A 23,159-nucleotide genomic window follows, 5' to 3' on the forward strand; every position below is an offset into this window, starting at 1 on the left:
TTTTAGCATGAAAAAAACCCTTACTTATGTGTAAAAGTAAGGGTCTTTCGTTCGGTAAGAGTATGTTACACGTGTAACATACGATGCTTACGTTCTAATAAATGAGATATTTTTTTCTTGTTTTGCTGAATTGTTGGAGTGTTTTTTCATAGCTGTTTATGATGTTCTCAATCGAAGTTCCATTTTCAATTTTTGTCCTGATCCAGCCGTTGCCTGCCAGTTTATCGAATGAACCTGTTGACAGGAACTCAAAATCCTCAGGATAGAGATCGTGTATGGTTTTAATGACTGAAAGACCCGTTTTAACGGCTTCAAACTTATCTCTGTCTGTCACATAGAGCTGCACACCGTGGCAAAGCGTTCCTTGATGTTTAGAAAACGTCGGTGTGAAGGATGCTGCCCTAAATGTTACGCCCGGCAAATGGAGGCTGTTTAATGTTTCTTCAAGTTCTGTGCTTTTGATAAAGGGAGCTCCGATCAATTCGAATGGCTTTGTTGTCCCTCGCCCTTCGGATATATTTGTTCCTTCAATCAGCCCGGTTGCAGGATAAACAAATGTGCTTTCCACCGTCGGCATGTTAGGCGAAGGGAGGACGAAAGGCAATCGGGTATCGTCAAAATCCATTTTTCGTTTCCAGTGTTTCATTTTTACCACTGTAAGATCGGCATCAATATCAAATTCTTTGTTGAACAGTAAAGCCAATTCGCCTATCGTCATCCCATGCTTCAATGGAATGGGATACAATCCGACAAATGAGGCGTATTCAGGTTCTAAGATTGGCCCTTCAATATGATTCCCGCCTTGAGGATTCGGACGGTCCAGCACCATAAATGGAATGCCGTTTTCTTTAGCGGCTTCCATTGCGTATGCCATTGTATAAATGTACGTGTAGAAACGGGTCCCGACATCCTGAATGTCAAACATTAGAATATCGACATTTTTTAGCATTTCTGGAGTCGGTTTTTTCGTTTTTCCGTAGAGGCTGTATACGGGAACCCCGGTTTTTTCGTCAATGTAAGAGCCTACTTCGTCTCCAGCCTGGGCGTCACCGCGGACGCCGTGTTCAGGGCCGAATAAAGCTGTCAGTTTGATATCCGGGTTCTCGTAAAGAATATCGACACTGCTTTTCAGAGATGCGTTTACTCCGGTTGGATTGGTGATCAGTCCGATGCGTTTTCCCTTGAGCTGTTTTTTATAGTCTGGCAAGAGCGTGTCTATACCAGTCTGGACTTTAGGTTTTTTAGCTGTTTGATTCTTGTCATCGGGTGAAGCAGAGGCAGCGGTTATCGTTCCGAACATCATGAGCCCTGTCAGAAAAGCGAATATTGTTTTTCTCATGTGTCCCTCCTTATTAAAGCGGTTTTCCCGTTTTGATATTTAATCCGTAGCCATATGGGTAAAGGGTGTTCCCTGGTTTCGTGACTGACGGAATGTCAACTGGAAGTGTGCCTTTAGGTTTTGCCTGACCGAATATCGCCATCACTCCGGCCGGAATATTAGGTTGAAGATAACGGCCATTTGCGTATCCTTTAAAGCCATAGACTGCAATCAGTGCCTTTGCTTCTTCGAAATTGGCTGCATCATAGGGGTTGCGCAGGCTCATTAAGACAAATGGTTTGTTGTGCTGCAGTGCGGCTTTCATGACAGCTCTCGGAAACACGGTGGCCCATTTGCTCGAATCTGATATTGTGTCGTCGATGACACCGTCGTTGACGACAGGGTCATTTTTGACGACATAGGAGCCGGTTATGATATAATCAGCCTTTTTTACTTGTTTTGCATGCTCGGCCTTAAATACTTGGTTGGCAAAATTCATTTTGTCGACAGACACGGGTTTGATTTTCTTTCGCTTGATGAGATCGTGAATGGTTTGTTCGATTGAAGCAGTTTGTTCTTCGTAAGGTGCCACAATTAAGATGTGGCTGCCTTTTTTAGGCTTGAACGGCAAAGTGTGCTGTTCATTTTTTAATACAGTTACTGCTTTTTCAGCTATTTTTTTCTCTGCTTTCAGGTGCTGCTTGCTTCCTACGATTTTTTGGGCTTTGGCTATTTTTTCTTTTGTACTGTCGTCGTTTCGTGCTGGATACATACCGCGTTTTATTTTTAGGGAAATGATTCTTTCAACTGATTTGTTGATTTGTTGTTCAGGAATATCCCCGTTTTTTATGGCCTCTTTTAAAGCTTGAATGACACGTGCGAATTTCTGTTCTTCTTTCATTGAAGTGACTGAGACTGGCATTAATGCAATATCGACACCAGCTTTTACGGCCATGACCACAGCCTCTTCCTGTCCGAAATGATCTGCGATTGCCTTCATATTGAGTGCATCGGTAACGATCACACCATTAAAGCCCATTTCCTGACGAAGAAGACCTGTCATCACTTTTTTTGAAAGTGTAGCTGGAACCAGAATGTCCGATCCATCGAGTTTGCTTTTGTATGTGGTGTCGTCGAAGGCAGGGAATTGAACATGGGCTGTCATCACCATATCAGCACCAGCATCAATTGCTTTTTGGAAAGGATAAAGCTCGACCTCACGAAGCCGTTCTTGGCCATGGGAAACGAGCGGCAGTCCATAATGGCTGTCAACGTCCGTGTCTCCATGTCCCGGGAAATGTTTGAGGGCAGACGCGATATCCTGCCGCTGCAACCCTTTCATCGTGTATAGACCGAGTCGTGATGTCAGTTCTCGATTGGAGCTGAATGACCGTACGCCGATTACAGGATTATCAGGATTATTGTTAATGTCCACGACAGGGCTGAAATCTGTATTGATGCCTAAGGCAGAGAGCTCTTTCCCGATGATGCTGCCGGTCTGATACGCATTGATTCTGCTTCTGGCTGCGCCCAGTGCCATATTCCCTGGGAAATTAGTGCCCTCCCCTAACCTCGTTACAATGCCACCTTCCTGATCAATACTCAGCATGAGCGGGATTTTTGGACTTGCCTTTTGGTAATCGTCTGTCAGTTGGACAGTTTGCTTTGTTGTTTTTACATTTTCTGCAAAAAGGATGATGCCTCCGAATTGATATTTCTTGACGAGGCTGGCGACTTCATCATTCATTTCTGTAAGGGCTTGCAGAGAGGACTCGCCTTCCTTTTGCCAATTTCTAAAATCAGGCATCAGCATCTGGCCGAGTTTTTCATCTAACGACATACGATTGACAATCTGATTGGCATCAATTGAACGTTTGGATGCAGAGGCTTCTGTTTGTCTGGCCCCGAAAAAGCATGAAAGAAAGAGAACGGCTGAAAGGATAAGCGGAAAGACAGGTCTCATAGAAACTTCCTCCTATCGTCTAATCATTCACTCCATCGCTTCATAAATCGTGGTTATGACACTTCCATAACTGCCTGTTGCAAATTGATCACCCTCAAAGACGTTTGGATTTTCTTCCGGATCAATAACTGGTGTATGCTTTTTATTTGTTAACAATGCGATGCCTAAATTGTATGCTGGATCAATAATTGTAACTGTCCCCGTCCAGCCGGTATGCCCGTAAGCATTTTCGCTGGCATAAGGGCCAAACATCCATTCCATGCTTTTACTTCCGTTCCGCCTCCAGCCAAGAGCGAATGTCGGATCTGTTGCTGAAGGTGCTGTAAACAGGTCGGCTGTTTTCTGATCAAATAAAGAAATGTTTCGGTATGAACCTTTGTTTAACATAACTTGCAGCAGTATGGCCATATCATCTGCATTTGAGAACAATCCGGCATGCCCAGACACGCCATCCATTGAGTAAAACGCTTTTTCGTCATGCACCTCTCCTTGCAGCGTGTTTGTGCGGATGTTAGGGAATTGAATAACGCCGTCACGTGTATTGCCCATGCGTTCAGTAGCTGCGAACTGTTTCGGTTTAAAGCCCTTTTGCAGCGGATTGTATAAGGTATGCTTCAGCCTGAGCGGTTTGTAGAGCTCTTGCTCCGTGTAGACATCAAGCGGTTTACCGGTGAGTTTTTCGACAATACATCCGAGTAGCATATATCCAATGTCACTGTATACGTGCTTTGTCCCAGTTTGATAATCGAGCGGAATTTTCGTCAAATATTCAATCGTTTTGTCCCGTTCCTGGGAATAGTACTTGCCGGCTTTTTCAGGCGTGTAAAAGTAAAAGCTTGATGGGAGCCCTGATTGGTGCTGGAGGACATCGATGACACGTATCTTGTTTTTTCCTTTTATGAGGTCAACCGGCTGATCCTTGAAACCCGGCAAATATGCAGAAACTTTTTCATAGACGTCAAGTTTTCCTTGGCTGACTAAGCGCTGCAATGCAAAATTTGTTGCGTACATTTTTGTATTTGAGGCTAAGTCAAACATCGTGCGGGTTTTCATTTTGGCCGGACGGCGCAGCAGTTCTGCTCCTTCGTACTTTTTACTGTAGCCGTATGCTGCTTTTTTTATGATGCGTCCATCCTTCACCACCACAAGAACGGCGCCTGGAAATCCTGCTGCAATATCCCGTTCTATCATCTGATCTACCTTCCTTAGCTTCTTCGTCGAGAATTGTGCAGTTTCTGCATTTATGGTTTTCGGCTCAACCAAGTTGTCTGCTGTTTGTGCGAAGGTTTCATTTGGCGCAAATATCGATAGGGTTAAAATGGCACTGAATATGAACAGTGTCTTTGTTTTCACAGGCTAGCCCCTTTCTGTGCTTCTATCCCGTTTACTATCCCTAATACAGAAACAATTTAATCGAACTGAGAAGCCATTTCATCTTTATATCCGAATGCATAGGTTAATAAAAAGCCGGCCGCGTAGGAAATAAAGAGCCCAATGATATACAAAATGATTTGCGAAGGCAGGACTAGAAAGGAAAGCGGCAGTCCGGAGACACCAATCGCAATGGTGGCTACTTGAAAATAAGCTTGAAAGGCGCCGCCGATTCCAGCTCCTAAACATGCTGTTAAAAACGGACGGCCAAGCGGCAGCGTGACTCCGAAAATAAGCGGTTCACCAATGCCGAGCAGTCCCGATGGAAGCCCGCCGGCGATTGCTTTCCTCAGTGTTGTTTTTTTCGTCTTCACGAAAACGGCAAAGGCCGCGCCTACCTGTCCTGCACCTCCCATAGCCAAAATAGGGAGCAGAGGATCATTGCCAATTGAATTGATCAGTTCCATGTGCACAGGCGTCAAGCCTTGATGCAGTCCGGTTACGACGAGAGGAAGGAAGGTTGCGCCCAGAATAAAGCCCGCAGCGATGCCGCCGATGTCCAGGATGGACAGTAGGCCGGATGTAATGGCATCAGAAATGAATCCGCCTAAAGGCATAAATACGACATACGTTACGATTCCGGTGATTAACAGTGAAACGGTGGGTGTGACAATGATATCGAGTGATTGAGGAATAAAACGGCGAATAAATTGTTCGGTGTAAGCAATGAATATGGCTGCGAAAAGGACGCCGATCAGACCTCCCCTGCCCGGGAGAAGCTCTTCTCCAAATAAACTGATTTTTGCGATCTCCGGATTGATAATCAAGATCCCGGCCAAAGCCCCAAGTGCGGGTGTCCCGCCAAATTCTTTCGAAGCGTTAATACCGACGAGAATGCCGAGATAAGTGAACAGCCCTGATCCGATGACTGTCAGGATAACCGCAATTTGTGAGTCTGCAGAGAGCCAGCCTGCTTGAATAATTGCTTTGGTAATCCCAGTAATTAAACCGGAAGCGACTAGAGCGGGAATAAGAGGGATAAAAATGCTGGCAATTTTACGTAAGAAAAGTTTAAAAGGAGTGGCGTTTTTTCGATTGATATCGGCTTTCTTTTTGGCGGCTGCTTCTTTGACATCGGCACCTTCTTCTGCTGACACGAGCTTTGAGAAAGCAGCTGTAACATGATTGACGACTCCTGTGCCGAGGATAATTTGTAACGTTTCAGCTTCAACGACCCCCAATACGCCGTCAAGCTTTCTTAAACCCTGAGCATCTGCTTTGCTTTCATCGTAAGGCGTAATGCGCAGGCGTGTCATGCAATGCGTATATGAAGAAATATTGGATTTTCCTCCGCATAGCTCAAGGATTTTCTGTGCGAGATGATGGTAGTTATTTTCTTTGCTCATTAAAACCCCTCCCCTTCAAGATGCCTTATTTTTTTCTCATAGATTGGATGGCTGCTCTCGTTTTATCGATATAACCGATTGTCGTTTCATACTGCTCAGCCGCCATGCCTAAAAACAAAACATCAATTATAAAAAGCTGGGCGAGGCGGGAGGAAGTGGCCGCACTTCGAATCAAGGCTTCATTGGAATGGGCTGTATACAATGGGACATCAGCCAGTGCGGAGACAGATGTCTGACTGAATTGTGTGAGGCTGATCGTTGTGATGCCTTTTTCCTTGGCCATGGCGAACAGTTCAATGATTTCCTGTGTCTCTCCTGAAAACGAAATGGCGAATACGATGTCGTCTTTATCTGCATTTGCGATTAAAGATGCCACAAGATGAGTGTCTGTAAACGCGGTTGCTTGTTTATGAATGCGAAGCCACTTTTGCTGGGCGTCCTTGGCGACAATGCCGGAAGCCCCGAGGCCGATAAAATGCACGGTATGAGCTTTGAGAAGCAGAGAAACCGCTCGTTCAAGCTCTTTGTAGTCCATCAGGTCTGAAGTATCCTGAATGGCTTGAATGGCATTGCCGGCCGTTTTTTCGGAAATGGAGGGCAGCGGCTCGTGGGGAACAATATCCCGGTAGCCCTGAAAAGTAGGCTTTGCCAGATCGCCCGCTACTCTCATTTTTAAATCTTGAAATCCTTTTAAACCGAGTGATTTGCAGAGCCTGATGACGGCAGCGTCACTTGAATTGGCTAAGGCGCTGATTTCGTTGACCGTGCTTTCGATTGCTTTGTGGGGATGGGCTAGGATATAATCTGCAAGTTTGCGCTCGGATGGAGGGAGCTTATGCTTCATTGATTGGATGATCGCTAAACCGCCTGTGGCCATTCTAGTTCTCTCCTTATCATGGATGGTAATGTTCGATTGCTTTGTCAATGAAACCGTTTGCTTCATCGAGTAATGTCTTTGCTTGTTTCTGATCTGTGCTTGTTTTGAGCATGACGATTGCTGTTTTGACGTGATGATCGGCTTGTTCCAGAGTGTATCTTGCTGTGTCGTATGAAGCGTTTGTAAGGCTTTGGATGATGCTGATGGCGCGTTCTTTTAGTTTTTTGTTGCTGACGTTGACGTCTACCATCAAGTTTTCGTAAACCTTGCCGATTTTGACCATTACAGCGGTAGATATCATGTTTAGAATCATTTTATGAGCGGTTGCGGCTTTCATACGTGTTGATCCTGTAATGGCCTCAGGTCCGACGACAACCTCAATGCTGTGATCCGCATCCTTGCTGATGACGGAATTTTCATTGCAAGTAAGGGCGATGGTGTGTGCTCCGACTTTGCGGGCGTATCTTAGGGCGCCTGCGGCGTACGGTGTGCGGCCGCTTGCTGCGATGGCAATGACGGTGTCATTTGAAGTGAGCTGTATGTTTCTTAAATCTTCAGCTCCTGCTTCTTCACTGTCTTCAATGCCCTCTGCTGCCTGTAAAAAGGCTTTGGGGCCTCCAGCCATGATTCCGATGACTTGTTCAGGGCTTACGCTGTAGGTGGGAGGACATTCAACAGCATCCATGACGCCGAGTCTGCCGCTTGTGCCGGCGCCTGTATATATGAGCCGGCCTCCATTTTGAAACGATTCATATGCGCAGTCTACAGCTGTTTTGATGTCGGGGAGAACCTCCTGAACGGCTGCAGCGATTTTCATATCTTCGTTGTTGATCATTTTGAGGATGCCGAGAGTGTTTGCTTTGTGGATTTCAACTGTTTGGCTATTGCGTGATTCCGTTGTAAGACGGTGAAGGTTTAATGATTCTGACATGAGGATGCCCCCTGTTTTAAAATGATATATCTCAATATTCAGTATATTCATTTCTGTTATGATATTTCAACTATGATTTTAAATTTTTGAAATTTTATTTCACTCAAGACTATAAGAAATGATGAAGGATCAACTGTTCTCCAAGCGGGCCGATTCTTCGCCGTCCTTTATCAAGGAACCCGCTTTTCATATAAAGGTGTTTTGCGCGTATGTTCAGATGATTGACGGCCAAGATGATTTCGTCGCACCATGGAAAATATCCGCTCACAAAAGCGGGAAGCAAAAGCATGGCTTTTTTCGCATAGCCTTTTCCGTGATGCACAGCGTTTAAAGACAGGGAGCTGAGCAGTAAAGCAAATGGATTGTTAGAATAAGAAGCAAGCGTTTCTTTTGATGCATGTAAAATGAAAAAACCGACTGGAAGGTCGTCTTTTAAGATGACAACCGGGTATCGGTCCTGTATGCCCAGAGCCTGAGACAGCACCTCTTTCGGGAGGGAGGTAAAGCGTTTGTCATCGTTGGTGAGCGTGAATGATTGAAGCTCGGGCAAGTGTTCAGGCTTATAGAAGGATAAAGAAATGTCTTGAGTCATGTGGTGGCCTCCTTACAATATGTCGTCAAGCTCGTTTTCCGAAATGACGCGGTAGCCCGCTTGTTTTAACAGTTCGGCGGTTACTCCGCTGCCGGTGATTTTTTTGCCAGAGAATGTGCCGTTATAGATAAAACCGCTTCCGCAAGATGGACTGTTTTCTTTTAATATGACGGCAGAAGCGTTGATTTCTTTTGCGTAAGCCAATGTTTTCGCGGCGCCTTCCATATATAGTTCTGTGACGTCTTCTCCTGAAGCTGTCACGATTTTCGCTGTTCCATTGAGGACATCCTCGCCGGTGCCTCCTATAATTTCTGCGGGTTCGCGTGGGGTAGAGAAGCCGCCGAGAAGTTCAGGGCAAGCCATGACTGCTTTCTTTTCATCGACGAGTTTTCTGATTTTCTCCGACGCTGCGTGAGAGCCGTTATATCTGCATTCAATGCCTCCAAGGCAAGAACTGACTAGAATCATATTAGGTTCTCCTCTCTTGCTTTGCTTGTCTCTATCATAAAATAAATGGCTTTAGTTGGGAGGCTTTTTCAGTTAAAAAAGGAGTTAAAAAGTTTGAAAATAAAAAATTTAATTTTTCTCTTTACAAACAGGGGGTGACCTGTATATAATAACTTTTGTCAGCTCGACGAGAACACAACGGCCCGTTGGTCAAGCGGTTAAGACACCGCCCTTTCACGGCGGTAACACGGGTTCGAATCCCGTACGGGTCACCATTTGGAGGATTAGCTCAGCTGGGAGAGCATCTGCCTTACAAGCAGAGGGTCGGCGGTTCGAGCCCGTCATCCTCCACCATCTTGCCGGTGTAGCTCAATTGGTAGAGCAACTGACTTGTAATCAGTAGGTTGGGGGTTCAAGTCCTCTTGCCGGCACTGTTTTTTCAAAATTTTATGTGGAGGGGTAGCGAAGTGGCTAAACGCGGCGGACTGTAAATCCGCTCCCTCAGGGTTCGGCAGTTCGAATCTGCCCCCCTCCACCATTATTGGGCTATAGCCAAGCGGTAAGGCAACGGACTTTGACTCCGTCATGCGTTGGTTCGAATCCAGCTAGCCCAGTCACAGACACCTTTGATCAAAAGGTGTCTTTTTTCTTTTCGGAAAAATCATTCCAACTTCTAACTGTTCAGTCTGTATAATAATTTTAAAAATATGTTAAGGTAGTTTATTCACGAATTACCATCTACACCCTGCCAAAAATTTGATAAACTAATTTTATAAAAAAATTGAAACCTTTTGAAACGAAGCTCGTATACATACAGACCGGTGAAGGCAGAGGTTAGATAAATATGGAAATGATGATTAAAAAAAGAATTAAACAAGTCAAAAAAGGCGACCAGAATGCATTTGCGGACATCGTAGATATTTACAAAGATAAAATTTATCAGCTTTGCTACCGTATGCTTGGCAATGTGCATGAGGCGGAGGATATTGCACAGGAAGCTTTCATCAGAGCGTACGTTAATATCGACAGTTTTGATATTAACCGGAAATTTTCAACTTGGCTTTATCGAATCGCGACCAATTTGACCATTGACCGCATTCGCAAAAAGAAGCCGGATTATTACCTCGATGCAGAAGTGGCTGGTACGGAAGGCTTGACCATGTATTCTCAAATCGCCGCAGATGGTGTTTTGCCTGAAGATGCAGTTGTGTCGCTGGAACTCTCAAACACGATACAGCAGAAAATTTTAAAGCTTCCTGACAAATACAGAACAGTCATCGTATTAAAGTATATTGACGAACTCTCATTAATTGAAATCGGGGAGATTCTAAACATTCCTGTGGGGACTGTGAAAACCCGGATTCACAGAGGCAGAGAGGCTCTTAGAAAACAATTAAGGGATCTTTAAGTGGGGTGATGAAATGAGCTGTCCTGAACAAATTGTGCAGCTTATGCATATGCATCTTGATGGAGATATCCTTCCAAAAGATGAACACGTATTAAATGAACATCTGGAGACATGCGAGAAATGCAGAAAGCATTTTTACGAGATGGAGAAATCCATAGCGCTCGTACGGAGCACATCGCATGTCGAAGCCCCCGCGGATTTTACCGCTAATGTCATGGCAAAATTGCCTAAGGAGAAGAAAAGAGCTTCTGTAAAAAGATGGTTCAGAACCCATCCCGTTATCGCAGCTGCTGCGGTATTCATCATTTTGATGGGCGGAGGTTTTTTTAACAGCTGGCATAATGACCACAATTTCAGCGTGTCCAAGCAGCCGAATCTTGTGGTTCATAACCATACTGTGACCGTGCCAGAAGGTGAGACGGTCAAAGGTGATGTCACTGTTAAAAACGGCAAGCTGATTATTAAAGGCAAAATAGACGGGGATGTAACCGTCGTAAACGGCGAAAAGTATATGGCCTCTGCTGGACAAGTCACCGGTCAGATTGAAGAAATCAATCAATTATTCGACTGGACATGGTACAAGATGAAGTCTGCGGGGAAAAGTGTACTCGATGCATTCAGTCCGAACGGAGAAGAGTAAAGCGCGTTAGCCGCTTTGCTCTTTTTTTGCAGGCTGAGAGGGCTGGCACATTTCACTTGCTAAATCGAAATGTGGTATAATGGGCTCGCTATGTAAAGTACATATGCGTAACACGTAAAACACAAAATACGAAATGACTGAAATCTTGGAGGACGAGGAAATGGCTTTTGAGGATATCCCTTTTTTGCAGTACCTCGGCAATGCCGTTGATATTCTCCTTGTTTGGTATGTGATATATAAATTGATTATGGTGATACGCGGCACGAAAGCGGTTCAGCTGTTAAAAGGAATTGTAGTCATCGTGCTTGTTCGTATGGCCAGCCAATATTTGGGCCTCAGCACACTTCAATGGCTGATGGACCAAGCGATAACATGGGGATTTTTAGCAATTATTATTATTTTTCAGCCTGAGCTGAGAAGAGCGCTTGAACAGCTAGGCCGCGGCCGCTTTTTTTCGAGGAGCGGCACGCCTGTTGAAGAAGCGCAGCAGAAAACGATTGAGGCCATTACAAAAGCGATCAATTATATGGCGAAACGCCGTATAGGCGCCCTGCTGACCATTGAGCGGGATACTGGAATGGGGGATTATATTGAGACCGGCATACCACTGAATGCCAAAGTCAGCTCTGAGCTGCTGATCAATATTTTTATCCCAAACACCCCGCTTCATGACGGTGCGGTGATTATGAAAAATAATGAAATTGCCGCGGCCGCCTGTTATCTGCCGCTTTCTGAGAGCCCGTTTATTTCAAAAGAACTGGGCACGCGGCACAGAGCAGCTGTCGGTATCAGTGAAGTAACAGACAGTTTGACGATTATTGTGTCTGAAGAGACCGGCGGCGTCAGTGTGGCAAAGAACGGCGACCTTCACAGAGAGCTTACAGAAGAAGCGCTGAAAGAAATGCTTGAAGCCGAGTTTAAGAAAAACACCAGAGACACTTCTTCTAACCGCTGGTATTGGAGGGGCAAGAAAAATGGATAAATTCTTAAACAACCGCTGGGCTGTGAAAATCATTGCTCTGCTTTTCGCGCTCTTGCTTTATGTGGCGGTTAACAGCAACCAAGCACCGACTCCGAAAAAACCGGGTGAATCTTTCTTTCCGACATCAACAACTGATGAAGCAACTCTGACTGATATTCCGGTTAAAGCGTATTATGATGATGAAAATTACGTCGTGACGGGTGTTCCGCAAACGGTTAATGTCACGATAAAAGGCTCGACAAGCGCCGTGAAAAAGGCTCGGCAGACCAAAAACTTTGAAATATATGCTGATATGGAACATTTGAAAACCGGCACACATAAGGTTGAGCTTAAGGCCAAAAACGTGTCGGATGGGCTGACAATCTCAATTAATCCGTCTGTTACGACAGTGACCATTCAGGAACGGACGACCAAAAGTTTTCCCGTAGAAGTGGAGTACTACAACAAAAGCAAGATGAAAAAAGGCTATTCTCCGGAGCAGCCGATTGTCAGTCCGAAAAATGTGCAGATTACCGGATCGAAAAATGTGATCGATAATATTTCTCTTGTAAAAGCTTCAGTGAATTTGGAAAACGCAGATGAAACGATTGAAAAGGAAGCGAAAGTGACTGTCTATGATAAAGACGGAAACGCGCTTCCTGTCGACGTGGAGCCCTCGGTCATCAAGATTACCGTTCCGGTGACAAGCCCGAGTAAAAAAGTGCCCTTTAAAATTGAACGGACAGGAAGCCTTCCTGACGGTGTCAGCATAGCGAATATTGAATCCAGCCCCAGTGAGGTAACGGTTTACGGCTCACAGGATGTGTTGGATTCTCTTGAATTTATTGACGGCGTCAGCTTAGATTTAAGTAAAATTAACAAGGATTCCGATATCGAGGCAGATATTCCGCTTCCTGACGGTGTCAAAAAAATCTCACCGTCAAAGGTGACTTTGCATATAGAAGTCGATAGTGAAGCGGATCAGAAGTTCGAGAATGTCCCTATCAAGACTGTAGGGCTGAGCAGCTCACAAAACATTGAATTTCTTGATCCTGAATCACAAGCGATAGATGTAACGGCTAAAGGCTCTCCCACGAATATAAAAAAACTGAAAAAATCAGATATTGAATTGTATGTGAATGTTTCAGATTTAGAGGACGGGGAGCATAGCGTGAAGCTTGAAGTGAACGGGCCACAGAATGTAACTTGGTCCTTGGGGCGGAAAAACGCCAAAATCAAGCTGACGTCTAAGAAAAGCAATACATCAACGAATGATAACAGCAGCAATACATCTGGGACCCAGGATGACACAGATAAACAAACAAATGATCAAAAGAACAATCAGCAAGAAGATACAAAGAACACTGATAAAAACAAAAACGATCAAAACCAAGACGAAAATAAAGATCAAAACCAAGATCAGGATGAGGATGAATCCACTGCGAATTCACAATCCTCATCGGAATAAAAAAGGAGCGATTATAAAATGGGCAAGTATTTTGGAACAGACGGTGTAAGAGGTGTCGCCAATAGTGAGCTTACACCTGAGCTGGCCTTTAAAGTCGGACGTTTCGGCGGTTATGTGCTGACAAAAGACAAACAACGTCCAAAAGTGCTGATAGGCCGCGATACACGCATCTCCGGCCATATGCTGGAGGGAGCCCTTGTCGCCGGACTTTTATCCATTGGCGCAGAAGTCATGCGCCTGGGTGTCATTTCTACACCAGGTGTATCTTATTTGACAAAAGCGATGGATGCAGAGGCGGGCGTCATGATTTCCGCTTCTCATAACCCAGTGCAGGATAACGGCATCAAATTCTTCGGGGGAGATGGATTTAAGCTTTCTGATGAACAGGAGGCTGAAATTGAGCGCCTGATGGACGAACCTGAGGATAAGCTGCCAAGACCTGTCGGAGCAGACCTTGGACTTGTAAACGATTATTTTGAAGGCGGACAAAAATATCTGCAATTCTTAAAACAGACAGCTGATGAAGATTTCACAGGCATTCATGTGGCATTGGACTGTGCCCATGGCGCAACGTCATCCTTGGCTACACACCTGTTTGCTGATTTAGATGCAGATGTTTCTACAATGGGGACTTCCCCGAACGGATTAAACATTAATGACGGCGTCGGTTCGACTCATCCCGAAGCGCTCAGCGCGTTTGTCAAAGAGAAAAACGCGGATCTCGGTCTTGCGTTCGACGGTGACGGCGACCGCCTGATTGCTGTAGATGAAAAAGGAAATATTGTAGACGGCGACCAAATCATGTACATATGCTCAAAACACCTGAAATCAGAGGGCCGTTTAAAGGATGATACTTTGGTTTCAACCGTGATGAGCAACCTCGGCTTCTATAAGGCGCTCGAAAAAGAAGGCATCAAAAGCGTGCAGACAGCTGTCGGCGACCGCTACGTAGTAGAAGCAATGAAAAAAGACGGCTACAACGTCGGCGGAGAGCAGTCAGGACATCTTATTTTCCTTGATTACAACACGACAGGGGACGGATTATTGTCTGCTATTATGCTGATGAACACTTTGAAAGCAACAGGCAAGCCGCTGTCAGAGCTTGCAGCTGAAATGCAGAAGTTCCCGCAGCTGTTAGTCAATGTGAGAGTGACTGATAAATATAAAGTTGAAGAAAATGAAAAAGTAAAAGCAGTTATTTCTGAAGTTGAAAAAGAAATGAACGGCGACGGCCGGATTTTGGTGCGCCCTTCTGGAACTGAACCGCTCGTCCGTGTCATGGCTGAAGCGAAGACGAAAGAGCTGTGCGATGAGTATGTCAATCGCATTGTTGAAGTCGTCCGGTCAGAAATGGGATTAGAGTAACGAAGTCTATTATCAGAGAGTGAACAAGACAAGCGAGGTTTACATAAGATAATTGTGAGACATACGGCAAAGTTGTTTAAAAAACAATTGACCGTTTATGCCACATGTTGTAAAATCAAGCTTGTCTTGTTCTTATTTTCTCAATAGGAAAAGAAGACGGAATTATTGCTTTACCTATAATTATAGCGCCCGAACTAAGCGCCCGGAAAAAGGCTTAGTTGACGAGGATGGAGGTTATCGAATTTTCGGCGGATGCCTCCCGGCTGAGTATGCAGATCACAGCCGTAAGGATTTCTTCAAACCAAGGGGGTGACTCCTTGAACAAAGAGAAATCACATGATCTTCCAAAAAACATGTAGGAGGGGACGATTGAAAGTCCCCTTGAAATTTGACTTTCTTCGTCTCCTTTTACAATCTTAGGAGGAAGAAAAATATGTGTGGAATCGTAGGTTATATCGGTCAGCTTGATGCGAAGGAAATTTTATTAAAAGGGTTAGAAAAGCTTGAGTATCGCGGTTATGACTCTGCTGGTATTGCTGTTGCCAACGAACAGGGAATCCATGTGTTCAAAGAAAAAGGACGCATTGCAGATCTTCGTGAAGTTGTGGATGCCAATGTAGAAGCGAAAGCCGGAATTGGGCATACTCGCTGGGCTACACACGGCGAACCAAGCTATCTGAACGCTCACCCGCATCAAAGCGCACTGGGCCGCTTTACACTTGTTCACAACGGCGTGATCGAGAACTATGTTCAGCTGAAGCAAGAGTATTTGCAAGATGTAGAGCTCAAAAGTGACACCGATACAGAAATAGTCGTTCAAGTAATCGAGCAATTCGTCAATGGAGGACTTGAGACAGAAGAAGCGTTCCGCAAAACACTTACACTGTTAAAAGGCTCTTATGCAATTGCTTTATTCGATAACGACAACAGAGAAACGATTTTTGTAGCGAAAAACAAAAGCCCTCTATTAGTAGGTCTTGGAGATACATTCAACGTCGTAGCATCTGATGCAATGGCGATGCTTCAAGTAACCAACGAATATGTTGAGCTGATGGATAAAGAAATGGTTATTGTCACTGATGATCAAGTCGTCATCAAAAACCTTGATGGTGACGTGATTACACGTGCGTCTTATATTGCTGAGCTTGATGCCAGTGATATCGAAAAAGGCACGTACCCTCACTACATGTTGAAAGAAACGGATGAGCAGCCTGTTGTCATGCGCAAAATCATCCAAACGTATCAAGATGAAAACGGCAAGCTGTCTGTGCCTGGCGATATCGCTGCCGCTGTAGCGGAAGCGGACCGCATCTATATCATTGGCTGCGGAACAAGCTACCATGCAGGACTTGTCGGTAAACAATATATTGAAATGTGGGCAAACGTGCCGGTTGAAGTGCATGTAGCGAGTGAATTCTCCTACAACATGCCGCTTCTGTCTAAGAAACCGCTCTTCATTTTCCTTTCTCAAAGCGGAGAAACAGCAGACAGCCGCGCGGTTCTCGTTCAAGTCAAAGCGCTCGGACACAAAGCCCTGACAATCACAAACGTACCTGGATCAACGCTTTCTCGTGAAGCTGACTATACATTGCTGCTTCATGCAGGTCCTGAGATCGCTGTTGCGTCAACGAAAGCATACACTGCACAAATCGCAGTTCTTGCGGTTCTTGCTTCTGTGGCTGCTGACAAAAACGGCATCGATATCGGATTTGACCTCGTCAAAGAACTCGGTATTGCTGCAAACGCAATGGAAGCTCTATGCGACCAGAAAGACGAAATGGAAATGATCGCTCGTGAATACCTGACTGTATCCAGAAATGCTTTCTTCATCGGACGCGGCCTTGACTACTTCGTATGTGTCGAAGGCGCACTGAAGCTGAAAGAGATTTCTTACATCCAGGCAGAAGGTTTTGCCGGCGGTGAGCTAAAGCACGGAACGATTGCCTTGATCGAACAAGGAACACCAGTATTCGCACTGGCAACTCAAGAGCACGTAAACCTAAGCATCCGCGGAAACGTCAAAGAAGTTGCTGCTCGCGGAGCAAACACATGCATCATCTCACTGAAAGGCCTAGACGATGCGGATGACAGATTCGTACTGCCGGAAGTAAACCCAGCGCTTGCTCCGTTGGTATCTGTTGTTCCATTGCAGCTGATCGCTTACTATGCTGCACTGCATCGCGGCTGTGATGTTGATAAACCGCGTAACCTTGCGAAAAGTGTTACTGTGGAGTAAAAATGTTAACCCCTTTGGTTATTTTTGCGGCTTTAAAATAAAGTTACGACGTTTATAAAAATGTTGTTTTTCCCCTTAGATAATTTATGTCTAAGGGTATTTTTCTATTTTAACTAAAGAGGCAGGTAACTAAAAATTATAAGGGGATTCCAATTGATTTTTGGTCCCCTTTTTACATAAATGATGTGACACCAATCTTACAAAAATGTAACTTTAATCTCAAATAATGTAATTTGGTTCGATGGCAGGTCATCTAATTTTCTTTTATTATGTTCTAAAAAGAGATTGGATGGTGTTGGGTTTGGATATTTCAGAAGTTAATATATCACTGTTTAGACTAGTTAATGACTTAGGAAAAGAACATCCCTTTTTGAATCCTGTATTTAGTTTTATTGCTGAATATATGGTTTTTTTACTTGCACTAAGTATTCTTTTCATTTGGTTTACAAGAGATACGGATAATAGAATTATGATTCTTTGTGCATCTATCGCTTTCATTTGTGCCTTTACGATAGGGAAGGTTTCAGGGATATTTCACTCGAATTATCAACCTTTTGTTGAATTGGGAGAGGTTAATAAACTGATACATAAAGAAAAAGACAATTCTTTTCCAAGTGACCATACAATTTTATTCTTCTCATATTGTATTTCATTCTGGCTCTTTAAGAGAGGCTGGTCAATTTTATGGGTATTGTTAGCTGTTCTTGTGGGAGTCTCCCGTATATGGGTTGGGGTTCATTATCCTTTTGATGTTTTAGCAGGAGTATTAATAAGCCTAGCAGTTTCAACTTTTATATATTTAACATTCCCTAAACTAAATATTACTCAAACTGCCATGAAAATTTATGAAAAATGTGAAAACATACTTCTTTATCGCTTCAAAAGAAAGGAAAACAAGTCAAAAAACCTTTAGATTTATTCAACAATCGGGTGCTAATGTTCAAAAAATCGTAACCTAAAATGATAAACTCTTTTATAAAGATTCCATCTGTATTCAAAGCTGTAGAATCCATTTTGATCTATCTTTTTTTCTATGGATTCTTCAAATTTGCCGTAAACTGAAGGTTCATGTGTTATTTTTGATCAACCTTTATTTTAAAGCTACAGTTTTAGCCAAAGGGGTTTTTTGTTTTAAAGATGGCTATGTTTAATTTTACTGATATTTAGGATTGCCATAAGAATATGAAAATATTATAGAAGGTATTTTTAAGGAAAGTGATATCTACGGAGAAATTGGGGAATTCTAGCTATAACACTATCCACACAGCTAGTTCAATTTCTTGGTCGTTAAGGCTGTTGAAAATAAAGTAGGAACCAGTATTTATTTATAGTTCCTAATTGAACCCAGTTATTTACTAATCAAGAAAATAGAAAAATGATTATAAAATTCTTCTTGTATTTCTACAAAAAATTAAAGTGATAGATATCATAAGCCTTGGATAAAGATTCAGGATGTATATTTAAAGGGAAAGAAGGATTTGATACTTCATTCTCTGTATTCCAACATCTTGACAATGTTTAAAATTTAGCATATCTTATATTTATCTTAATAATCGCGACCAGATGTTTATTTTCGTTTGTTACATTATTAGGTCTTTAGCATTCTTTCAACTAATCTTGACAGGATGAAAAAGTATCCTAATTTAAGCGAAAGAGAAGCATAAGTCGATTTATTTATAATCAAGCACTATATTAAAGTGTAGCGGTGATTTCATTCCTTTAGAATGAACTTAAAATATTGTATAAAGTAAAATGATAAATAATAAGGCAGCACTTCAAAAAACTTCGCAGGAAGTTAGTTGAAGTGAAGCCGACAATTTTCAGGATTCAATGATCTAACATAATCATTGAAATTTTGAAGTTGTCGGCTTTTTTGTTGGAAAAAAATAGAGATAAATAAAAATTGAAATAAATAATAAACAAATATGATCTGATTGAAAGGTCTTTTGACCAATAATGAGTTTTAAAAAAGGGAGAATTTAGAATGTTAGTTTCGCTGAGTTTGTCATCATTATTAACATTATTTTTTATTATGCTTATGGCTTCTGGGATTAGTGGACTATTGTTTTTACATCCGCGTGTACCCTTGAGTTTTGTTCGCATTCATATTGGGATCTTGGCTTTACCACTTTTGGTTTCCTTACTGATTCTTGCCAATAGTGGTGTGAGTGGAAATGTTGGCCCTTGGCACTTAGATTCCTTAGCTTGTTTAATGACTTTCTTTGTTCTTGCAATTGGATTCATCATTCAGCGTTTTTCTGTACGTTACTTAATGGGGGATCGATCTTATCGAAAATATTTTACGCTTTTTACTTTCACAACAGGAGCTGCTTCAATGACATGGTTAAGTGGTGATCTCCGCTTGATGGTTCTATTTTGGGGAGCGACTCTTGTTGGATTAACCTTACTTATTAGGTTAAACAGTGCTTGGCAAGTGGCTAGTGAAGCAGCCAAAATTTCTGGCCGGTTATTTTTGTTAAGTTGGTTTTCTTTGTTTTTTGCGATGATGTGGCTTTTTCATGCCACAGGTCAATGGCAGCTATCATTGGTTGTAACAAATGAAAGTTTAGCTGGGCTGGGAGAATGGGAGAGAACAGGGATTCAGCTATTGATTGTACTAGCGGTGATCATTCCTGCAGGTCAATGGCCATTCCAAAGATGGTTGGTTGAGTCTATTGTTGCTCCAACCCCTGTTTCTGCAATTATGCATGCAGGTTTAGTAAATGCAGGAGGAATAATACTAACTCGATTTTCACCTCTATTTCATGGTGGTATCGCTTCGATTATTTTACTTCTGCTTGCTGGCCTTTCTGTATTGATTGGAACTGGAATTAGTTTAGTCCAGGTTGATTATAAACGCCAGTTAGTAGGCTCCACGATTGGACAAATGGGGTTTATGCTCATTCAGTGTGCATTAGGCGCCTATATAGCAGCCATTATTCATCTTATTTTACATGGTTTATTCAAAGCTACGTTGTTTCTACAAGCTGGTTCAGCAGTAGGGCGTCATGAAGTGTCGGTTCGTGTTAAGGAGAGATCATCCTATTTATGGCTCGTGGCTGGTCGTGCGTTAGCCTTAGTGATAGGTGTTGCTTTTTGGCTCACTGCTCCTGGAGACGGGTATCAATTCATTAGTGCGCTGATCTTAGGGTGGTCATTGTCCGTTTCTTGGACTCAGCTTGTCGCTTTTGGAGAGGGCCGAATTGGCCGAATTGTCGGCTTAACTGTTTTAGGAGGAGCAGCCCTCGTATATTTTATCATTCATAACCTTTTCTATAAGTGGCTGCATACAACCATTTTTCAAAGTGTTCAACCTCCAATGTCAGCTGTCATGATTGTCGTATGTCTCTTATTATTTGGCAGTGCTTTAGGTACATGGGTTGCTCGTTATCGTTCTTCCTTTTTTTTCGCGGTGCTCTATCTTTGGTTAGTTCGATTAGGTGAAGCAAAACCAAAGTCAGTAGAGAGTCACCCAGACTACCTTAAACAATATATTTCATAAGGAGCTAATCTGAGATGGGCATTACATCCGTATTAACGAAAGATAATGTAAAAAAGATAGATACAGATATTGATGTTCAAGAAAGGGATCTTAACGTTTTCATTACATCTGCCAGCCGAGTGATTGCGCCACTTTGGCCTATTTCTACATTTGCTGCACGTAATCCGTGGATGGGACTTGAAAACCAACCTTTTGATCAGGTTGCAAGTTGGTTGAAAAACACTCGCGATGTTGATATATACCCTAGTGCGTCTATGATCCGTTCAGCAAAGAATAAAGGTGAGATTGATGAAGATTTTGTGGAAATGGGGCTGCAGCGTTGGCTTGATTCACATTCTTATCACATCCCACGGGACGTGGCAGAGCGATTTTGTCATGCTGCATTAAAGTTAGATCCCCTGCCTTCCGACCTTTTATCATCACACGAGCTGGAGAAATTAGTAGGTGAATGTAGTGGATTGGATCATATCGAGAATGTGTTTATGCAACCACTAAGTTCGTATATAGAGAATCAAGATGGTGAAAGGCTAGTCAATATACTAGATCATCATGTCATTAAGTGGAGTAAATTATATCTTGATGACTCTCAAGCAGGCTGGACAATGCCTAATCGTGAGGAAGGTTTCTATCGTGCTTGGCAGCATCTTATTCAATATGATCCAGCACTTAGCAAAAAGCAGCGAGAAAGGGTAAAGGGTTGGCCGAAAGAGGCACATTTGGCTTTACAGAAAGCTTTATTCGCACTAGAAATCCCAGAGTCAGAAATCCAGACTTATCTTGAAGGTCATTTACTTTCATTACCTGGATGGGCAGGGATGATGCTTTGGCGCTCCCAACAATCGAGCCACGAACATGCACTCCTAACAGAATATTTAGCGGTTCGAATATCCATGGAGTTGGCTCTTATAAAGCCATATTTACCTTTGACTAATGAACGATCTAAGAAAACAATTTCAATTGCTCCCCTTATAGCAGCTTGGATTCATTGGGGTGGGCTTACATTAGAAGAATGGTCACAGATGACGGCCATTGAACAAAACGAATATTTATCATTTGCCTACAGCTTTGATGAGAAACTTCGCAAGAAACTTTGGTTAGAAGCTTGGGAACAAACGTACACTGATCGATTAAGCCAGAAGATCATCTCGAAACAACGTGAAACCGGCCGTAAAAAATCTGCATTAGCTCAATTAGCATTCTGCATCGATGTACGATCAGAACCTTTTCGTCGTCAACTAGAAAAAGAAGGCCCGTTTGAAACGATTGGTATTGCTGGTTTCTTCGGGGTGCCGATTGCAACTTGTGAACTTGGCAGTAAACACAGTCATGCTTCCTTGCCGATCATACAAAAACCGCAAAATAAAATAAAAGAGTTTGCAGATGAGGATGTATTCAAAAAATACAATCAACGGAAGCAAGCAATTCATTCTTTAAGCCATACCTTTAAAACGATGAAGCAGAATGCGCTCTCGAGCTTACTACTGCCTGAGCTAAGCGGACCTTGGCTTACTCTGCAAATGGCAGCCCGTAGCTTTATGCCAAGAAAGGCGGGTCATTTCATTCGTAATCTGCGTGAGGCTTGGTTACGCAAACCTGATACAAAACTCTCGCTTCATCATGATGCTACAGAGGCAGAAATACCTGTGGGTTTTACTGATGAAGAAAAAGTGAACTATGCTCGCCAAGCATTAAAAATGATGGGGTTAACAGAGAACATCGCACCATTGGTCGTGATTTGCGGGCATGGCAGTCAAAGTACTAATAATCCTTATTCTGCAGCCCTTGATTGTGGTGCCTGCGGTGGAGCGGCCGGTGGATTCAATGCAAGAGTTTTAGCTGCTTTATGTAATCTATCAGAGGTACGAGAAGCTCTTTTAGCTGAAGGAATTAAAATTCCTGAGGATACGGTTTTTGCGGCAGCTGAACATAATACAACAGTAGATGAATTACATTGGCTTTATGTACCAGAGCTTTCCGAAGCTGCACAAGAAGCATTTGAACAAATTGAAGCCGTTATGCCGAAAGTGAGACATCATGTAAACGCAGAACGTCTAGCCCAATTACCGAATTTCCAATCGAAGCTAAAAAATCCGAAGGCTGAGGCAAACCGATTTGCGGAAGATTGGAGTGAGATACGTCCGGAATGGGGACTGGCTCGTAATGCCGCCTTTATTATCGGTAAACGTGAACTAACTCAGGATTGTGATTTGGAAGGCAGAGCCTTTCTCCATAATTATGATTGGAAGCAGGATGAAAGCGGTGAACTCCTAGCAAATATTATTGCAGGACCTGGAACTGTAGCCCAATGGATTAATTTACAATATTACGCATCAACGGTAGCACCTCATTATTATGGCAGCGGAAATAAAGCAACTCAAACCGTTACTGCAGGTCTCGGCGTTATGCAGGGGAATGCAAGCGACTTGTTAGCCGGACTGCCTTGGCAATCGGTCATGGAATCAGATCACGAGGCCTATCATTCTCCTCTTCGTTTATTGATACTCATCCAAGCACCTAGAGAATATGTAGAACGGTTATTAAATCATGACTCAGCATTTCTGCAAAAAGTTCAAAATGGATGGGTCCGACTGGCTAATATTGATCCAGAAGGATGTTGGGAAAGCTGGTAATGATGAATCTAAGCATTTATCAAATGGATTTGTTATTCAAAATA

17 protein-coding genes and 5 tRNA genes are annotated in these 23,159 nt (G+C 43.1%); 14 read left to right on the forward strand and 8 right to left on the reverse strand.

The features are described 5' to 3' along the window. Positions 1-94: 94 nt before the first annotated feature. The 8 genes from NYE53_RS01055 to NYE53_RS01090 all read right to left on the reverse strand — a co-directional run bounded on the left by NYE53_RS01055 (position 95) and on the right by NYE53_RS01090 (position 8,926). Entirely contained in the window at positions 95-1,339 is a 1,245-nt protein-coding gene (locus tag NYE53_RS01055) for an exo-beta-N-acetylmuramidase NamZ domain-containing protein (protein WP_339246756.1), read from the reverse strand. 13 nt (positions 1,340-1,352) lie between these two features. Beyond that, positions 1,353-3,281 carry a beta-N-acetylhexosaminidase gene (gene nagZ / locus NYE53_RS01060; RefSeq protein ID WP_339246760.1) on the reverse strand — a complete coding sequence of 643 codons (1,929 nt, stop codon included), beginning with the start codon at positions 3,279-3,281 and terminating at the stop codon, positions 1,353-1,355. 27 nt (positions 3,282-3,308) lie between these two features. After that, on the reverse strand, positions 3,309-4,634 hold the full coding sequence (gene amiE, locus NYE53_RS01065) for an N-acetylmuramoyl-L-alanine amidase (RefSeq protein ID WP_339246761.1): 1,326 nt from the start codon (positions 4,632-4,634) through the stop codon (positions 3,309-3,311). A 56-nt stretch (positions 4,635-4,690) separates the two neighbouring features. Continuing rightward, the gene (locus NYE53_RS01070) at positions 4,691-6,058 is read right to left on the reverse strand and encodes a PTS transporter subunit EIIC (RefSeq protein ID WP_339246764.1); all 1,368 of its coding nucleotides are present in this window, start codon (positions 6,056-6,058) and stop codon (positions 4,691-4,693) included. Between the two features lie 25 nt (positions 6,059-6,083). Continuing rightward, complete coding sequence (locus tag NYE53_RS01075) at positions 6,084-6,935, reverse strand: MurR/RpiR family transcriptional regulator (RefSeq protein ID WP_251187350.1); 852 nt, start codon at positions 6,933-6,935, stop codon at positions 6,084-6,086. Between the two features lie 16 nt (positions 6,936-6,951). Next, complete coding sequence (gene murQ / locus NYE53_RS01080; RefSeq protein WP_327829093.1) at positions 6,952-7,866, reverse strand: N-acetylmuramic acid 6-phosphate etherase; 915 nt, start codon at positions 7,864-7,866, stop codon at positions 6,952-6,954. Between the two features lie 109 nt (positions 7,867-7,975). Further along, positions 7,976-8,458, reverse strand: coding sequence for a GNAT family protein (locus tag NYE53_RS01085; protein WP_014475628.1), 483 nt, complete (start codon positions 8,456-8,458; stop codon positions 7,976-7,978). A 12-nt stretch (positions 8,459-8,470) separates the two neighbouring features. Further along, entirely contained in the window at positions 8,471-8,926 is a 456-nt protein-coding gene (locus tag NYE53_RS01090) for a DUF523 domain-containing protein (protein ID WP_327829092.1), read from the reverse strand. Positions 8,927-9,105: 179 nt separating this feature from the next. Here NYE53_RS01090 and NYE53_RS01095 point away from each other — a divergent pair. From NYE53_RS01095 to NYE53_RS01160, 14 genes are all read left to right on the forward strand, one after another. Further along, positions 9,106-9,180, forward strand: a tRNA-Glu gene (locus tag NYE53_RS01095). Between the two features lie 3 nt (positions 9,181-9,183). Then, positions 9,184-9,259 (forward strand) — tRNA-Val (locus tag NYE53_RS01100). Positions 9,260-9,263: 4 nt separating this feature from the next. Continuing rightward, a tRNA-Thr gene (locus NYE53_RS01105) sits at positions 9,264-9,336 on the forward strand. A 22-nt stretch (positions 9,337-9,358) separates the two neighbouring features. After that, positions 9,359-9,443 (forward strand) — tRNA-Tyr (locus NYE53_RS01110). 4 nt (positions 9,444-9,447) lie between these two features. Then, positions 9,448-9,519: transfer RNA gene (locus NYE53_RS01115), tRNA-Gln, on the forward strand. Positions 9,520-9,749: 230 nt separating this feature from the next. Further along, on the forward strand, positions 9,750-10,313 hold the full coding sequence (sigW, locus tag NYE53_RS01120) for an RNA polymerase sigma factor SigW (protein ID WP_014478649.1): 564 nt from the start codon (positions 9,750-9,752) through the stop codon (positions 10,311-10,313). Positions 10,314-10,326: 13 nt separating this feature from the next. Further along, entirely contained in the window at positions 10,327-10,953 is a 627-nt protein-coding gene (gene rsiW, locus NYE53_RS01125) for an anti-sigma-W factor RsiW (protein ID WP_015252964.1), read from the forward strand. A 160-nt stretch (positions 10,954-11,113) separates the two neighbouring features. Then, positions 11,114-11,935: a diadenylate cyclase CdaA gene (gene cdaA / locus NYE53_RS01130; protein WP_003223651.1), complete on the forward strand. Its 822-nt coding sequence runs from the start codon at positions 11,114-11,116 to the stop codon at positions 11,933-11,935. Next, positions 11,928-13,382 (forward strand): CdaA regulatory protein CdaR, encoded by a 1,455-nt coding sequence (gene cdaR, locus NYE53_RS01135; RefSeq protein ID WP_327829091.1) that lies wholly within the window; start codon positions 11,928-11,930, stop codon positions 13,380-13,382. The genes cdaA and cdaR overlap by 8 nt, the downstream gene beginning before the upstream one ends. An 18-nt stretch (positions 13,383-13,400) precedes the next feature. Continuing rightward, positions 13,401-14,747 carry a phosphoglucosamine mutase gene (gene glmM, locus NYE53_RS01140; protein ID WP_014478651.1) on the forward strand — a complete coding sequence of 449 codons (1,347 nt, stop codon included), beginning with the start codon at positions 13,401-13,403 and terminating at the stop codon, positions 14,745-14,747. 433 nt (positions 14,748-15,180) lie between these two features. Then, a complete protein-coding gene (glmS, locus tag NYE53_RS01145) occupies positions 15,181-16,983 on the forward strand; it encodes a glutamine--fructose-6-phosphate transaminase (isomerizing) (RefSeq protein WP_339246767.1) in 1,803 nt (600 codons plus the stop codon). Between the two features lie 289 nt (positions 16,984-17,272). After that, the gene (locus tag NYE53_RS01150) at positions 17,273-17,896 is read left to right on the forward strand and encodes an undecaprenyl-diphosphatase (protein ID WP_339248468.1); all 624 of its coding nucleotides are present in this window, start codon (positions 17,273-17,275) and stop codon (positions 17,894-17,896) included. 1,071 nt (positions 17,897-18,967) lie between these two features. Further along, positions 18,968-20,485 (forward strand): NADH dehydrogenase subunit 5, encoded by a 1,518-nt coding sequence (locus NYE53_RS01155; protein ID WP_339246768.1) that lies wholly within the window; start codon positions 18,968-18,970, stop codon positions 20,483-20,485. 14 nt (positions 20,486-20,499) lie between these two features. Continuing rightward, positions 20,500-23,115 (forward strand): YbcC family protein, encoded by a 2,616-nt coding sequence (locus tag NYE53_RS01160; protein ID WP_339246771.1) that lies wholly within the window; start codon positions 20,500-20,502, stop codon positions 23,113-23,115. Positions 23,116-23,159 lie beyond the last annotated feature (44 nt).

Origin of the sequence: Bacillus sp. FSL R5-0523 (assembly GCF_037975295.1) — a bacterium.
GTDB classification, from domain to species: Bacteria; Bacillota; Bacilli; order Bacillales; family Bacillaceae; genus Bacillus; species Bacillus subtilis.